Raw genomic sequence first — 14,574 nt, forward strand, 5'->3', positions numbered from 1 at the left:
ACGTCGTCCCTCTCCCGGACGCCCTATGGGCAGAGCATCGGCCGGGAGAGGAGGCGCCGTGATCTGGATCGGCCTGGTCGGCGTCCTCGCCGTGGTGTTCCTGGTGCGTGCGGTCCGCGTGGTGCGCCGGGTCAGGCGGGGCGACGCGGTGTGACGAGCCCGGACTCGTAAGCCAGCACCACCAGCTGGGCGCGGTCGCGGGCGCCGATCTTCGTCATGATGCGGCTGACGTGGGTGCGGGCCGTGGCCGTGGAAATCACCAGGTGCGCGGCGATTTCGTCGTTGGACAGGCCGCCCGCCACCAGGCCGAGCACCTCGCGTTCGCGGTCGGTGATCTCGCGCACGGCGCTCGTGTCGATGCGCCGCTGCTCCGGGCGCCCGACGAACTCCTGGATCAGCCGGCGGGTGACCGTCGGCGCGAGCAGTGCCTCGCCGTTGGCGACGACCCGCAGCGCGCGCAGCAGCTCGACCGGCTCGGTGTCCTTGAGCAGGAACCCGCTGGCGCCCGCGCGCAGGGCCTCGTAGACGTACTCGTCGACGTCGAAGGTGGTCAGGACCAGCACTTTCGTCGCGGCGAGGTCCGGGTGGGCGGTGATCCGGCGGGTCGCCTCGAGACCGTCGACCCCGGGCATCCGGACGTCCATCACGACGATGTCGGGCCGGTGCTCGACCGCCCCGGCGACCGCCTGCTCGCCGTCCCCGGCCTCGCCGACGACCTCGAAACCGTCCTCGGTCTCCAGCAGTACGCGGAACCCGGCGCGGACCAGGACCTGGTCGTCGGCCAGCAGGACGCGGATCATGCTTCCCCCTCGATCGGTAGCTCGACGCGGACTTCGAAACCGCCGTCGACCGGCCCCGCGGTGCACCGGCCGCCGAGCGCCGCGGCGCGTTCGGACATGCCGCGCAGGCCGTGGCCCGGCGTCGGCCGCGCGGTGCCGCGGCCGTCGTCGCGGACCTGCAGGGTGAGGCCCCCGGGCCGCCGTCCGAACCGGACGTCGACGCGTTCCGGCCGGTCGGCGTGCCGGACGACGTTGGTCAGCGACTCCTGCAGGATCCGGTAGGCGGCCGCGTCGACCGGGGCCGGGAGGTCGCCGGGTTCGCCGTGGACCTCGACCGTGAGCCCGGCGTCGCGCGCGTGGTCCAGCAGCTCGCCGGCCTGGGTGAGGCTCGGCGCCGGCGCCTTGTCCTCCCCGGACCGCAGGACGGCCAGGGTGGCGCGCAGGTCGTTGAGCGCGGACGCGCTGGCCGCCTTGATGTTGAGCAGCGCTTCCTTCGCCTGTTCGGGCCGCCGGTCGGCGACGTGCGCGGCGACCCCGGCCTGGACGTTGATCATCGCGAGGCTGTGCGCGACGACGTCGTGGACCTCGCGGGCGATGCGCAGGCGTTCCTGCTCGGCGAGCCGGTGCCGGTGCTCGTCGGCCTGGCCGCGGCGGGCGGCGAGCGCGTCCAGCTGGTACCGGACGGCGGTGCCGACCCCGATCACCGCGACCAGCCAGACGACGACGAACGCGGCTCCGGCCTCCAACGCGAAGGACCTGGTCGTGACGACGTGCACGAGGTAGGCGGCGGCGAGCGCCGAGGCGCCGGTGATGCCGGCGGTGCGCGGCCCGCGCTGCCGGGTCAGCACGAACAACGCGATGGTCGGTACCAGGATGACCGGCCCACCGGGCAGGCCGGAGAAGTAGTAGCCGAACGCGGAGGCGGCCGTGAGCAGGAAGAGCGTCAGCGGGAAGCGGTGGACGAACAGCAGCGTGAGGACGGTGGCGGCGAGCCACGCGAAACCGATCGGCGTCAGCGGCGACGCGCCGGGCTGCCACCGCGACGACGCACTGGTCGCCCCGAGCACGAAGACCAGCACGGCGATGGTCCGCGCCAAGCGTCCTGCCCACGGCGGCCTTCTCATACCGCGAAAACTACCGGGCGCCCGGCCGCGGCGCGTCCGTCCCGGAGCGGCCGGCCGGCGTACGTCGTCAGTCGAACACGAGCGGCAGCTTCGCCGCTGTTTCCGCGTCGGCCGGGGTGTAGGTCGACATGGTGATCTCGGACCGGCGGCCGTAGTAGAGGTAGGTGAAGTTGAACTGCAGCAGCCCGACGTCCGGGTGCAGGTACCGCTTGGTGCGGATCGGCTCCGAGTTGACGTCGTGGTGCGGCCACAGCTCGGCGAACAGCGGCGACTCGGCCTTCAGGCGCTTCACCAGCTGCTTCCACGCCGGCTCGGCGACGTGGTCGGCCATCGCCGCACGGAAGGACGCGATGACGCGCGGGATGTTCGTCTCCCAGTCGAGCATGCGCTTGCGCCACTCGGGGTTGAGCAGGCACTGGACCAGGGTGTTGCGGTCGGCGAACGGGATGGCGTCGACCTCGCCCATCAGCCAGGTGTAGCCGCGGTTGTAGGCGAGCAGGTCACAGCGGGCGTTGCGGATCGCGACCGGGTACGGCTCCAGCTTCTTGAGCATGAGCTCCATCGACGGCGTGATGACCTGGCAGTCCTTCTCGCCCTCCGGCTCGGGTGCCCCGGCCAGGCGGAAGAGGTGGACGTGCTCGTGCGGGTCGAGCCGCAGCGTGCGGGCGATGGCCTGCAGCACCTGTTCGGACGCGTTGATGTCGCGGCCCTGCTCGAGCCAGGTGTACCAGGTGACCCCGACCCCGGCGAGCTGCGCGACCTCTTCGCGCCGCAGCCCCGGCGTCCGGCGGCGGCCGAAGATCGGCAGGCCGACCTGCTCGGGCGTGATCCGCTCGCGACGGCTGCGCAGGAACCTCGCCAGCTCCTGGCGGCGCAGGTCGGATTCGACGGCGGTGGTCATGGTGCCAGGATGGCACGCCCTGGAAACTGGTACCAGGTAGTGGCTGGTACCTGGATAAACAACAACTGGTACCAGTTTCCGCGCGGGTCGATCGTAGTAGTCATGAGCACTTCCCTTGCGCCGATCACCACCGGCGCCCCCGCCCGGCCGGGACTGACCCCCGCCGGCCTGGCCACGGTGCTGCTGGGGGCAGCGCTGCCGATCATCGACTTCTTCATCGTCAACGTCGCCCTCCCGACGATCGATGCCGACCTCCACGCCTCCACCGCGACGCTGGAACTGGTGGTGGCGGCGTACGGCATCGCGTACGCGGTCCTGCTGGTGGTCGGCGGCCGCCTCGGTGACTCGTTCGGCAGGCGCCGGCTGTTCTTCGCGGGCCTCTGGCTGTTCACGCTGACGTCCCTGGCCTGCGGAATCGCCCCGACGGCCGGCACGCTGGTGGTGGCCCGGGCCGCGCAGGGGGCGGCGTCGGCCCTGCTGCTGCCACAGGTGCTGTCGATCATCCAGGCGACGACAACGGGCGAAAAGCGGTCCCGCGCGCTCGGCCTGTTCGGCGCGACGGGCGGAATTTCGACGGTGGTCGGCCAGCTCCTCGGCGGCGGCCTGGTGGCGGCGGACCTGTGGGGCACGAGCTGGCGGCCGATCTTCCTGGTGAACGTCCCGATCGGTCTGGTGGTCCTGGTCATGGCCCGCCGCCTGCCGGAGAGCCGCGCCCACAACCCCCTGGGCGTCGACCGGCTCGGGACGGCGCTGCTGGCGCTGACGTTGTTGTCGTTGCTGGTCCCCCTGATGGAGGGCCGCGCACTGGGCTGGCCGGCGTGGGCGATCGTGTTGCTGGTCGTCTCGCCGTTTTCCGCGGCGGCGTTCGTGCACGTCGAACGCCGGCTGGAGCGCCTGGGCGGCACGCCGCTGCTGCCGCCGTCGGTGATGAGGCTGCCGAGCGTGCGACGCGGGCTGATGGTGGGCATCCCGTTCTTCGCGGCGTTCGGGTCGTTCATGTTCGTGTTCGCGATGACCCTCCAGGAGGGCCTGCACTACGGCCCCCTGGGCGCGGGCGGCGCGCTGACCCCGCTGGCGGTCGCGTACTTCACGGTGTCGATGCTGAGCAGCCGTTTGGTGGCGCGTTACGGCCAGAAGGTCGTCCCGGTGGGCGGCGCGATCACGGCGGTGGGGATGGTGGCGCTGCTGTGCACGACGCTGTCGGCGTGGCCGAACGTGACGATCCTGGACCTGGCCCCGTCGATGGTGGCGATCGGCGTGGGGAACGCGCTGGCGATGACGACGTTGTTCCGGATCGTGCTGTCGCACGTGCCGACGGACCTGGCGGGGGTGGGGTCGGGCGTTATGACGACGAACCAGCAGACGTCGCTGGCTCTGGGGGTGGCGACGTTGGGGAGCTTGTACGCGGCGTTGTCGGGTTCGCTGGGGGCGCGCGAGGCGTTCGCGCTGGTGATCGGCGCGGTGGCGGTGCTGGCGACGATCGTCGCGATCACCGGGCGGCGGTTGCCGGACCCGCGGGTGTGACGGCGGAGAGGAAGGCGGACCACGCGGCCGGCGGCACCTCGAGTGCCCCGGCCGCCGGGGCTTTCGAGTCGCGGGTGGCGATGGTGGTGCCGGTGAAGGCAACCTCGACGCAGTCGTCACTGCCGCCGGACCCGCTGTAACTGCTCTTACGCCAGTCCACAATCGCCTCTCGGTCTTCCTTGGATCTCGGCGAGGATCTTAGCGATGAACATGCGCGAGTCTGCTTGGTCCAGTGCCAGCGCGGCCAGGTGGTCGAACATCAGGCCCGCCGCCCGCACCTCCGGCTCCTTTTCGATTTGCAGGGCTCCGAAGCCGTAGGAGACATAGGCCAGGTCCGGCTCGGACCGGTCGGGGAAACTCGCGATGATGAAGTTGCTGTACAGCCCCTCGTGCGACCCCACCGACTGCGGCAGCACCTGCAGCTGGACGTTCGGCAGCTCGGTGGCCTCGAGCAGGCGGCGCAGCTGCCCGGCGTCGCACGGCGCCCGCCGGATCACCGATTCGTCGATCACCGCGTGCAGCTCCAGTTTCGGGGGCTCGACCAACCGGAGCTGCCGGCGCAGCCGGACCTGCACCTCGATCTCCAGCTTGCGCCCGTCGAAGGGGTCCCGCGCTCCAGCGAAGGTTGCACGCATGTACGGCTCGGTCTGCAGCAGGCCGGGGACGTGCCCGAGCTGGTAGTTGCGGATTCGCGACGCCTCGGCCTCCACGCTCACGAACCCGCGGTCGCTCAGGCCGAACACATGCCACCAGCCCTTTTCCTTGGCGTAGTCGAACATCCGCACGTATTCGGCGTAGTCCGCGGCGATGATCCCGTAGCGGTCGAGCAGGGCGAGGAAGTCGTTGTAGCCCGGGATGTAGCCCTGCTCGATGCGGCTCATCTTCGACGTCGAGAACCGCAGCGGGCGGCCCGCGTCCTCTTGGCTTAACCCGGCCGCTTCGCGTAACTTGCGCAGGGTGCGGCCGAGCTGGCGCCGCCGGTAGTTGGGCTTGGCCGGGCGGTCCATGGTTCACCTCCTCGCCGTCGGTCAACCACGCATCGTAAAGCGGGCAATCCGATGCGGGATTCCCGTTTGCGGCTTCGTCCACGCCGGTTCGCGGCGAGAACCTGCCGGCATGGGCAGCGACGGCGATCCCGGCGAGCGGGAGTTGCAGCACCGCCGTGATCGGTACCGGGACCGGGCCGTCCGGCTCGAAACGGAGTACGCGTACCTGGTCCGGAAACGCTGGCCGGAAAAATCCGAAGTTCACCCGTCGGAAAAGTGGCGTGCGGAGCGACGATGAGGGTGTGACGGAACCTCGGGTACGACCGGACCCGGCCTTCGCGCTGCTCGGGCTGTACGAAACCGCCCTGCCGGAGGTCTACGGGTACCTGCTGTCCCGGTGTGGTGACCGCACGCTCGCCGAGGAGCTGACGTCCGAGACGTTCCTCGGGGCGGTTGCCGCCTGTCGGAAGGAGTACGCACCTCCAGTGAGCACCGGGTGGCTGATCGGCGTTGCCCGGCACAAGCTCGCCGACCACTGGCGGCGCAAAGAGCGTGAGGAACGCGGGCTGCGGCTCGTGCACGACAGCGAGCCGGACGTCGAGGACCCGTGGGACGAGCAGCTCGACGCCCTGCGGGCGAGACAGGTGCTCGAAGCGCTCGGGCCGCACCACCGGGCCGCGCTGACCCTGCGGTACGTCGACGGCCTCGGGGTGCCCGAGGTCGCGGGGCACCTGGGGCGCAGCGTGCACGCCACGGAGGCGTTGCTCGTCCGGGCCCGCGCCGCGTTCCGGCGCCACTACGAGGAGAAGGAGGGTCGCGATGCCTGAGCCTTTCGACGCGCTTCGCCGTCCCTCCGCGCGGGTCGCCCCGGACCCGGCCTTCGCCGCCGAACTGCGCGACGACCTGCGTCGCCTGATCTTGAACGGAGCCGATATGACGACCACTTCCGAGGCGCCGGTTGCCGCCGCCCTGCGTTCGCTGACGCCCTACCTCGTGGTGACGGACGCCCGCGCCGCGCTCGACTTCTACGTCGGAGCGTTCGGTGCGGTCCGGCGGGCCGATCCGATCGTGATGGACGACGGGCGGGTCGGGCACGCCGAGGTGGCCATCGGCGACAGCGTGCTGATGCTGGCCGAGGAGTACCCCGAGCTGGGCCACGTCGTGGCGCCCGAAGGCGGTCCGCTGGTGCGGATCGAGGTCCCGGACCCGCGCGCGACGGCCCAGCAGGCGGTCGAGCTGGGTGCCGAGCTGCTGCGTCCGGTCGAGGACCGCGGTTACGGCCTCGCCGGCACGATCAAGGACCCGTTCGGCCAGAAGTGGCTGCTCGCCCAGGCCCCTTCGCCGGCCGCGGGCCCGAAGCCGGCGCGGCACGGCGAAGCCATGTACTTCACGTTCCAGGTCCCCGACGACGAGCGCGCGAAGACGTTCTACGGGTCGGTGCTGGGCTGGCAGTTCACGCCGGGTTCGGTGCCGGACGCGTGGGGCTTCTCGGGCCCCGCCCTCGAAGGCGGCCTGTGGGGCGGCGACCGCCAGACCGGCTGGAAGCTGATGTACGCGGTGGACGACCTCGCGTCGGCGCTCACCCGCGTCCGCGAGCAGGGTGGTCGGGCGGGCGACGTCGAGAACCACCCGTACGGGAACACCGCCGACTGCACGGACGACCAGGGCATCGAGTTCTGGCTGTGGGAGAAGCCCTAGCGGCCCGCCGCGTAGCCCTGCATTCCGCGCGCGTTGGCGGCCGCCCGCAGGACGCCGTCCGCGCGGGAAACCGCCGACAGGCGGCCCAGGGCCCAGTCGCCCGCGTCCACGAGCTGGTGGCCGCGGGCGCGCAGGGTGTCCAAAGTGGACGCGCCCAGCCGTGACTCCGCCACCAGTTCGCGCGGGTTCCACGAGCGCGGGTAGAACGAGCTCGGGAACGCCGTCGTGTGCCAGGCCGGGGAGTCGATCGACTCCTGGAGGTTCAAGCCGCCGTACACGTGGGCCAGCCAGAAACACAGCTGCCACTGGTCCTGTTGGTCGCCGCCGGGGGTGCCGAACGCCAACGTCGGGACGCCGTCGTGCAGGGCCAGGGACGGGGACAGGGTGATGCGCGGGCGTTTGCGCGGGGCCAGGGAATTGGGCAAACCCTGCTCCAGCCAGAACATCTGGCCGCGGGAATCCAAACAAAAGCCCAGCGAAGGGATCGTCGGGCTCGACTGCAGCCAGCCGCCCGACGGCGTCAGGGACACCAGGTTGCCCGCCGCGTCGACGACGTCCAAGTGGACCGTGTCGCCGCGGGTCTGCCCCTGGGGGCCGACCGTCGGCTCGCCCGTTGCGCCGTCGCCGCCTTCGATGCCCTGCAGGGAATCCAGGATCGCCGGGAGACGAGCCGGGCCGCGGGCGTCGCCGGGGCGGAGCTCAGCCGAAGCCGACTCACCGATCAGCGCTCGGCGGGAGTCCGTGTACGACGCCGAGAGCAGCACGTCCAGGGGTACGTCGGTGTCGCCGTACCACGCCTCGCGGTCCGCGAACGCCAGCTTCGCCGCTTCGGTCGCCAGGTGCACCGTGCGTTCCGACGGGATTCCGTCCACATAGGACAGCTCGTCGCGGAAGCCGTGCAGCAGGAGCGCCTGCTGCAGCAGGGCCGGCCCCTGCGTCCAGCCGCCCAGCTTCACCAGGCGCCAGTCGTCGAGGTCGACGAACGCCGGGGTCTCGTACGTCGCCGACCACGACGCCAGGTCGTCTCCCGTCAGCAGGCCCGCGTGGTCGCGGCCGGAGTCGTCGCGGAACGCCTGGCGGCTGAACGCGTCGATCGCTTCCGCCACGAAACCCTGTGACCAGGCACGACGTCCCGCGTCGAGCTGTGCTTCGCGGCCCGGGACCGACTCCGCCTCGCGCAGCAGCCGCTCCCACGTGTCGGCCAGCGCCGGGTTCCGGTGCAGGCCGGACGCCGGCTTGCCGCCGGGCATCCAGAGCGCCGCCGACGTCGGCCAGTGCTCGGTGAACAGGCGCGACACCGCGTTGATCGTGTCGCCGACTCGCGACACCAGCGGGACGCCGTTGCGTGCGTAGCCGATCGCGTACGACAGCACCTCGCGAAGCGGCTTCGTGCCGTAGTCGCGAAGGAGCAGGAGCCAGGCGTCCCAGGCGCCCGGCACCGTCGCCGGGAGCAGGCCGCTGCCCGGGATCAGGTCCAGGCCCAGCGAGGCGAAGTGCGACGGCGTGGCCCCCGCGGGCGACGGGCCTTGGCCGGCCAGCGCCCGCGGGGTCGGGTCGTCCGCCGTCACGAAAAGGCCGGGTACCTGACCGGCCGGGCCGCACAGGTGCGGCTCGGCGACCTGCAGGACGAAGCCGGCCGCGACCGCCGCGTCGAACGCGTTGCCGCCGTCCTCCAGCACCGCCATCCCGGTGGCCGAAGCCAGCCAGTGCGTCGATGCCACCATCCCGAAGGTGCCGGTCAGTTCCGGCCTCGTCGTGAACATACCCCGATAGTACGCAAAGCTAACGAATTACCAAGCCGTCGGACGACGCCGCTCGGGTTCGTACGGCTGCGTGATGATTTCCAGCCCGTTGCCGCCGGGATCGAGGAAGTAGACGCCACGGCCGCCGTGGTTGTGGTTGATTTCGCCGACCTGCTTCATCTGCGGATCGGCGAAATAGGTCACGCCCGATTCGACCAGCCGCGCGAAGACGGCGTCGAAGTCGTCTTCCGGGACCAGGAAGCAGTAGTGCTGCAGGCGGAGGTCCGCTTCGGGGACGCTCGCGAAGTCCAGCCGGACGCCGTTGCGCGTCTCGACGGGGATGAACGGACCCCACTGTTCCCCGACCTCGAGGCCGAGCAGGGTCGCCAGGAATTCGGCGGATTCCCGGTTGTTCCGGGACGGGATGATCAGGTGGTTGAGTTCGACGGATACGGATACTGGCACGATTCCGGATCGTAGCCAGCGTCACGCGGTCAGGACACCTTGATTTTCGCCGCCGCCCGCGGCCGTCCGACGCCCTGCCAGGACAGCCCGGCGGCCACGATCACCCGCGGGTCGAGCAGGTTGCGCGTGTCGACGACGTCGATGCCGTCCATCAGCTCGGCCATCGCGGCCCAGTCGAGGTGCTTGAACTCGGCCCACTCGGTCAGCACGACGACGACGTCCGCGTCCTTCGCCACCTGGTAGGCGTCGTCCACGACGGTCATCCCGGCGATCTCGCCGTCGACGGCCGGGTCGTAGGCGGTCAGCTCCGCGCCCAGCGCACCCAGCACCGACGAGACGGCGAGCGCGGGCGAGTCGCGCAGGTCGTTCGTGCCGGCCTTGAACGCCAGGCCCAGCACGCCGATCCGGGCGCCGGCCAGCGTCCCGCCGACCGCGCCGGCGATCTTCGCGACGATCCGGTCGCGCTGGGCGATGTTCTCGTCGATGGCCGAGGTCAGCATGGTGAAGTCGTAGTTGACCGACTCGGCCACCTTGACCAGCGCGCTGGTGTCCTTCGGCAGGCAGGAGCCGCCCCAGCCGGGGCCGGGTTTGAGGAACGTCCGCCCGATGCGCCGGTCGTAGCCCATGCCCTCGGTGACGAGGTCGATGTCCGCGCCGAGCCGTTCGCACAGCTCGGCGATCGAGTTGACGTAGGACAGCTTCAGCGCGAGGTAGCAGTTCGCGGCGTACTTGACGAGCTCCGCGCTGGCCGCGTCGGCGACGACGACCGGCGCGTCGAGCTGGGCGTACAGCTCGCCGACCCAGCGCGCTGCGGCGAGGTCGTCCGAGCCGACGACGATCCGGTCCGGGCCGAGGAAGTCCGCGACCGCGGTGCCTTCGCGCAGGAACTCGGGGTTCGACACGACCGGCACGTCGGTCCGCCCGACCAGCGCCTGGATCCGCTTCGACGTCCCGACCGGCACGGTCGACTTGGTGACCAGCGCGCAGCCGGCGGGCAGGACGTCGCCGATCTCGGCCGTCACCGCCTCGACCGCGCGCAGGTCCGCGGAACCGCCGGCGCCCATCGGCGTCGGCACGCAGAGGAACACCGCCTGCGCGTCGCGGACCGCGTCCCGCGCGCCGACGACGAACCGGAGGCGGCCGGCCGCGAGCCCGCGGTTGACCAGGTCGTCGAGGCCGGGTTCGAGGATGTCGACGCGGCCGGCGGCCAGGCGGGAGACCTTCGCGCGGTCGACGTCCACGCAGGTGACGAAATGCCCGAGACTGGCCAGGCAGGCCCCCGTGGTCAAGCCGACGTATCCGGTTCCTACCACCACGATGCGAGCTGGCGTCATGCTGCTGAAGGTGACAGCCCGAGTTGACCACGACGCTAACGGAACCGGTCGGGCCCGAGAGCGGTGAGCGAAGACACGAGCCACCCGCATGCGAACGAGCGTTAACCTGTCTCCGCGAACGTGAAGACGAAGGGAACCGCAAAGATGCAGATCACCGACACCGCGGCGCTCGTCACCGGGGGCGCGTCCGGCCTCGGCGGGGCGACGGCGAAGGCCCTCGCGGCGAAGGGCGCGCGGGTGTTCGCGCTGGACCTGGCCTCGTCCATCGAGAAGGCCGAGCAGGTCGACGGGATCACCTACGTCGAGGCCGACGTCACCGACGTCGAGCAGGTCGAGGCCGCCGTCGCGACCGCGGCCGGCTCCGGCGTGCCGCTGCGGACCGTGGTGAACTGCGCCGGCATCGGGCCGTCCGCACGGATCCTGTCCAAGAAGGGCCGCCACGACCTCGCGCTGTACGCGAAGGTCATCCAGATCAACCTGGTCGGCACGTTCAACGTGCTGACGATCGCGTCCGAGGCGATCGCCAAGACCGAGCCGCTCGAAGACGACGCCCGCGGCGTCATCATCAACACCGCCTCGATCGCCGCGTTCGACGGTCAGATCGGGCAGGTCGCCTACTCGTCGTCCAAGGGCGGTGTCGTCGGCATGACGCTGCCCGCGGCCCGTGACCTGGCCTCGCACGGCATCCGCGTGCTGACCATCGCGCCGGGCATCGTCGACACCCCGATGCTCGCCACGGTCAGCGACGACTTCCGCGCGTCGCTCGCGGCCGGCGTCCCGTTCCCGAAGCGCCTCGCGCGGCCGGACGAGTACGCGCAGCTCGCGCTGTCGCTCATCGACCACGACTACCTGAACGGCGAGGTCGTCCGGATGGACGGCTCGCTGCGGATGGCTCCGCGCTGACCCCGGAGGGCGGCACTTCCCCCGGGAAAGTGCCGCCCCCACCCGGTCAGCGGGTCAGCCGGACCTCCAGGCCGACGCCGTCGGCGGTGACCGAGCAGCCGCCGAACGCGCTTTCCGCGGCCAGCGTCTCGAACTGCTCCCGCGTGAACGCCCGGCGCCGCAGCCAGCCCAGCGTCTGCCGGACGGTGAACCCGGCGACCACGCCGACGTTCATCCCGGCCACCTCGCGGTCGATGTCCGCGCCGGTGGCCTCGTGGTTGAGGTCGTGGATCACCGCGAACCCGCCCGGGCGCAGCACGCGGTGCATCTCGTTCAGCGCCGTCACCGGCTGGCGGAAGTTCTTGAACGCGGCCTGGCAGATCACGAAGTCGAACGACCCGGCGTCGAAGGGCGCGTGCGTGATGTCGCCCTGCCGGAAGTCGACGTCGAGACCCGCGCCGTTTTCGCGGGCGATCTCGACCATGGTGTGGCTGATGTCGAGCCCGGTGACGCGGTAGCCGCGCTTCGCCAGCTCCACGGCGAAGAAGCCGGGGCCGGGCGCCACCTCCAGGATTTCCGCGCCGTCGGCCAGCCCGGCGGTCACTTCGGCCGCCTGCCGCCGGTACTGCGCGAGCTGGGCCTCGGTGCCGCGGTTCTTGGCGTACCAGCGGGCCTGGAAGCCCTCCATCTCGGGCACCCTGTGCTTGCGGGTCGTCTCCATCGGTTCCTACCTCTCCACGAACTCCCCCAGGTCGTCCGGGAATTCGCCGGTTTCGTGGTAGCGCCGCCAGGCATCGAGGCCCGGCAGGGCGCCGGTGGTCAGTTCTTCGAGGAAGCCGCGAACCCAGCGCGCTTCGGCTTCCGTCATCGCGAGGTCGTACTCGACCTCCACCAAGAACAGCCGCGGCATGAGCGGCCGCAGCTGTTCGAGCGCCGCGCGGTGCGCCTCCGCGCGGGCACCGAGCTGCTCCAGCCGCTCCCGCAGCCGGCCGATCGCCTGGTCCGGACCCAGGACGCCGATCATCGACAGCCCGGCCTTGAACCGCGGCGGTTCCCGGTCGACCGTGCCGACGAGCTCGCGCACCCAGTCCTCGAACTCGTCGCGGCCGGCCGGGGTGATCCGGTAGACGGTCCGCTCGGGCCGTCCGCCGTCCTTCACGCTCTCGACCGCCTCGACGAAGCCGTGTTTCTCCAGGTTGGCGACGACGGTGTAGAGCGAGCCCCACTTGATCGGCAGGTCGGCGTCCTTGCCGCGCTGCTTGAGCACGGCCGCCATTTCGTACGGGTGCATGGGGCGTTCCAGCACGACGGACAGCACGGCCAACCCGAGGACGTTGCCGACCTTCCGCCGCTTCATCTCGACTCCTCGTCTACGAGTACTCGCAGACGAGTATTACGCAGGACGCGCCAGCAGGCAAGTGTCTTAGTCGGCGAAATACTCAGAGGTCGAGCATGTACGGCACTTCGGCCTGCGCCCGCGCGTCGATCCACTCGCGCAGCGCCCGCGTCGCGAGGACGTCGTCTTCGTTGTAGCGCAGGAGCCGCTCGCGCTGGTCGTCGTCCGGCTTCTCGCCGTCCATGCCGACCGCGTCGCGGTACCAGCGCATCGACGCCTCGCCGCCCGCCTCGGGGTCGCGCCACGAGAACCCGGCCACCGGTGCGATCACCTTCAGGCCCTTGCCGTGGGAGCACAGGAACTGGTCGGTGACGCTGCGGAAGAGGTCCACCCACTGCTCGGAATCCACAAAGGACTGGATGTCCTTCTTCGCCGGGACGCCCGGGTGGTCGCCGAAGCGCTCGACGGAGCCGAAGAGCCAGCGGTTCTCGGCCAGCGCGTTGTAGCAGTAGGCGCGGAAGGTCAGGCCGGCCGCTTCGGTGCGCTCGCGAACGTCGGTGAGCCACGCCCAGAAGTCGGCGAACGAGCGGGCCTCGTCGTCGGTGGGCAGCGGGTCCCACGTCGCGAAGGCGCGGTAGCCCGGCGTGACACCGATGTCGGCGCCGGTCAGCAGGCAGCCCCAGAGGTACGCACCGGCGTCGCCGAAGCTCTCCATGTCGACGTCGACCTCGACGTCGGCGCGCGGCACCTCGACCCGATCCACCCGGCGCACCAGCGTCAGGTCGGCCAGCCAGGCCCGGGCGAGCACGACCGCGTCCGGGAACGTGACGCCGGTCCAGTTCACCGCCGGCGGCTCGCCCGCCGGGTCGAGCGCGGCCAGCTTGTCCACAGTGGACACACCGGCCCGGCGCAGCTCGACGGCGTCCTCGCCGCGGACGACGAGGCTGACGTCCCGCGTCTCGGTGAGCACGACCTCGCACGTCGGCCACCACGGGCAGCGGCGGCACTCCAGCACGCGCGACGGCTCGGCGAGCGGCTCCTCGCCGTTCGCGGCGGCGGTCGCGATGGCCAGCCGGTCGGCGAACCGGGCCTGGTATTCGGTGAGCGCGGTGCGGCCGCCGGGCCAGGTGCCCGCGGACAGGTCGTGCCAGACGACGACGTCGGCGTCGAGGCCGATGACGCCGCCGAGGGTGCGGGTCTCGTCGGCCTGCCCGAGCGTCTGCAGCATGCGGCGGATGTGCACCAGACGGAGCTGGTCACGCGGCTGCGAGCGGACCTTGCGGCCTTCGTCGGCTTTCCGGTGTCCCGGGTCGAGATCGGTCATCGGGGTGACGATGGCACCGGCCCCGCGGTCGGTGATGCGGTGGCGCACGACGAGCACCGGGACGTACCCGCGGCCGCTGCGGACGAGCAGGTCGATGCCGCCGCGCCGGTGCCCGGCCGCGTCGACCGGCAGCAGCGCGCCCCAGATGTAGCGGGCGCCGTCGGCGAAGGCCTGCAACGTCTGCTCGACGCGCTCGGCGGCCGGCAGGTCGCGGCCGATCTTCACCCAGTGGTCGTCGTTCGCGGCCATCAGCCGGGTGACGATGTCCTCGCGGTGGGCGGTGGCGTCGGCGATCCGCTGCTGCGCGGTGGGGTCGGGCGGGGAAAGCGGTACCTCGCGCATGGCGGGGTCGTGCTCGAGGTGCACGCGCCGACGGCAGCGGCTGACCGCGCCCGCGTCGAGTACCACCTCGGTGTTCATGGAGATCACTCTAGATTCCCACCGCCGAGCCGACATGCCCGCCACCCGGGCGACCAGTA

The 14,574-nt window shown here is 71.3% G+C and carries 16 protein-coding genes; 5 read left to right on the forward strand and 11 right to left on the reverse strand.

Annotated elements, in window-relative coordinates; genetic code table 11:
• Positions 1-131: 131 nt before the first annotated feature.
• The 3 genes from ABZW17_RS15205 to ABZW17_RS15215 form a co-directional block, all read right to left on the reverse strand.
• On the reverse strand, positions 132-800 hold the full coding sequence (locus tag ABZW17_RS15205) for a response regulator transcription factor (protein WP_354813598.1): 669 nt from the start codon (positions 798-800) through the stop codon (positions 132-134).
• Positions 797-1,903 (reverse strand): sensor histidine kinase, encoded by a 1,107-nt coding sequence (locus tag ABZW17_RS15210; protein ID WP_354813600.1) that lies wholly within the window; start codon positions 1,901-1,903, stop codon positions 797-799. Before ABZW17_RS15210 ends, ABZW17_RS15205 begins: the two co-directional genes overlap by 4 nt.
• A gap of 67 nt (positions 1,904-1,970) precedes the next feature.
• The gene (locus tag ABZW17_RS15215) at positions 1,971-2,804 is read right to left on the reverse strand and encodes a helix-turn-helix transcriptional regulator (RefSeq protein WP_354813602.1); all 834 of its coding nucleotides are present in this window, start codon (positions 2,802-2,804) and stop codon (positions 1,971-1,973) included.
• 102 nt (positions 2,805-2,906) lie between these two features.
• Here ABZW17_RS15215 and ABZW17_RS15220 point away from each other — a divergent pair, with 102 nt between their 5' ends.
• Positions 2,907-4,328 carry an MFS transporter gene (locus ABZW17_RS15220; RefSeq protein ID WP_354813604.1) on the forward strand — a complete coding sequence of 474 codons (1,422 nt, stop codon included), beginning with the start codon at positions 2,907-2,909 and terminating at the stop codon, positions 4,326-4,328.
• On the opposite strand, the gene ABZW17_RS15225 is transcribed toward ABZW17_RS15220, so the two are convergent.
• A complete protein-coding gene (locus ABZW17_RS15225) occupies positions 4,294-4,488 on the reverse strand; it encodes a DUF397 domain-containing protein (RefSeq protein ID WP_354813606.1) in 195 nt (64 codons plus the stop codon). The two genes, ABZW17_RS15220 and ABZW17_RS15225, sit on opposite strands and share 35 nt — an antisense overlap.
• Positions 4,475-5,335, reverse strand: coding sequence for a helix-turn-helix transcriptional regulator (locus tag ABZW17_RS15230; RefSeq protein ID WP_354813608.1), 861 nt, complete (start codon positions 5,333-5,335; stop codon positions 4,475-4,477). The genes ABZW17_RS15225 and ABZW17_RS15230 overlap by 14 nt, the downstream gene beginning before the upstream one ends.
• A gap of 109 nt (positions 5,336-5,444) precedes the next feature.
• On the opposite strand from ABZW17_RS15230, the gene ABZW17_RS15235 reads away from it, so the two are divergent.
• From ABZW17_RS15235 to ABZW17_RS15245, 3 genes are read left to right on the forward strand one after another with little or no spacing between them, the layout of a single operon-like run.
• Positions 5,445-5,612, forward strand: coding sequence for a hypothetical protein (locus ABZW17_RS15235; RefSeq protein ID WP_354813610.1), 168 nt, complete (start codon positions 5,445-5,447; stop codon positions 5,610-5,612).
• A 4-nt stretch (positions 5,613-5,616) separates the two neighbouring features.
• Complete coding sequence (locus ABZW17_RS15240) at positions 5,617-6,141, forward strand: sigma-70 family RNA polymerase sigma factor (protein ID WP_354813612.1); 525 nt, start codon at positions 5,617-5,619, stop codon at positions 6,139-6,141.
• Positions 6,134-7,012, forward strand: coding sequence for a VOC family protein (locus ABZW17_RS15245; RefSeq protein WP_354813614.1), 879 nt, complete (start codon positions 6,134-6,136; stop codon positions 7,010-7,012). The genes ABZW17_RS15240 and ABZW17_RS15245 overlap by 8 nt, the downstream gene beginning before the upstream one ends.
• Here the strand turns inward: ABZW17_RS15245 and ABZW17_RS15250 are convergent.
• From ABZW17_RS15250 to ABZW17_RS15260, 3 genes are read right to left on the reverse strand one after another with little or no spacing between them, the layout of a single operon-like run.
• Positions 7,009-8,775, reverse strand: a complete 1,767-nt coding sequence (locus tag ABZW17_RS15250) for a gamma-glutamyltransferase (protein ID WP_354813616.1) — start codon at positions 8,773-8,775, stop codon at positions 7,009-7,011. The two genes, ABZW17_RS15245 and ABZW17_RS15250, sit on opposite strands and share 4 nt — an antisense overlap.
• A gap of 27 nt (positions 8,776-8,802) precedes the next feature.
• Positions 8,803-9,219, reverse strand: a complete 417-nt coding sequence (locus ABZW17_RS15255) for a VOC family protein (RefSeq protein ID WP_354813618.1) — start codon at positions 9,217-9,219, stop codon at positions 8,803-8,805.
• 29 nt (positions 9,220-9,248) lie between these two features.
• Complete coding sequence (locus ABZW17_RS15260) at positions 9,249-10,553, reverse strand: UDP-glucose/GDP-mannose dehydrogenase family protein (RefSeq protein ID WP_354813620.1); 1,305 nt, start codon at positions 10,551-10,553, stop codon at positions 9,249-9,251.
• Between the two features lie 144 nt (positions 10,554-10,697).
• Here ABZW17_RS15260 and ABZW17_RS15265 point away from each other — a divergent pair, with 144 nt between their 5' ends.
• Positions 10,698-11,456 (forward strand): SDR family NAD(P)-dependent oxidoreductase, encoded by a 759-nt coding sequence (locus ABZW17_RS15265; RefSeq protein WP_354813622.1) that lies wholly within the window; start codon positions 10,698-10,700, stop codon positions 11,454-11,456.
• Between the two features lie 46 nt (positions 11,457-11,502).
• On the opposite strand, the gene ABZW17_RS15270 is transcribed toward ABZW17_RS15265, so the two are convergent.
• The 3 genes from ABZW17_RS15270 to ABZW17_RS15280 all read right to left on the reverse strand — a co-directional run bounded on the left by ABZW17_RS15270 (position 11,503) and on the right by ABZW17_RS15280 (position 14,515).
• Positions 11,503-12,156, reverse strand: a complete 654-nt coding sequence (locus tag ABZW17_RS15270; RefSeq protein WP_354813624.1) for a class I SAM-dependent methyltransferase — start codon at positions 12,154-12,156, stop codon at positions 11,503-11,505.
• A 6-nt stretch (positions 12,157-12,162) separates the two neighbouring features.
• Entirely contained in the window at positions 12,163-12,792 is a 630-nt protein-coding gene (locus ABZW17_RS15275; RefSeq protein WP_354813626.1) for a PadR family transcriptional regulator, read from the reverse strand.
• Between the two features lie 82 nt (positions 12,793-12,874).
• A complete protein-coding gene (locus ABZW17_RS15280; RefSeq protein WP_354813628.1) occupies positions 12,875-14,515 on the reverse strand; it encodes a TM0106 family RecB-like putative nuclease in 1,641 nt (546 codons plus the stop codon).
• Positions 14,516-14,574 lie beyond the last annotated feature (59 nt).

The sequence above is a fragment of the Amycolatopsis sp. NPDC004625 genome (assembly GCF_040609695.1).
Taxonomy (GTDB): Bacteria; Actinomycetota; Actinomycetes; order Mycobacteriales; family Pseudonocardiaceae; genus Amycolatopsis.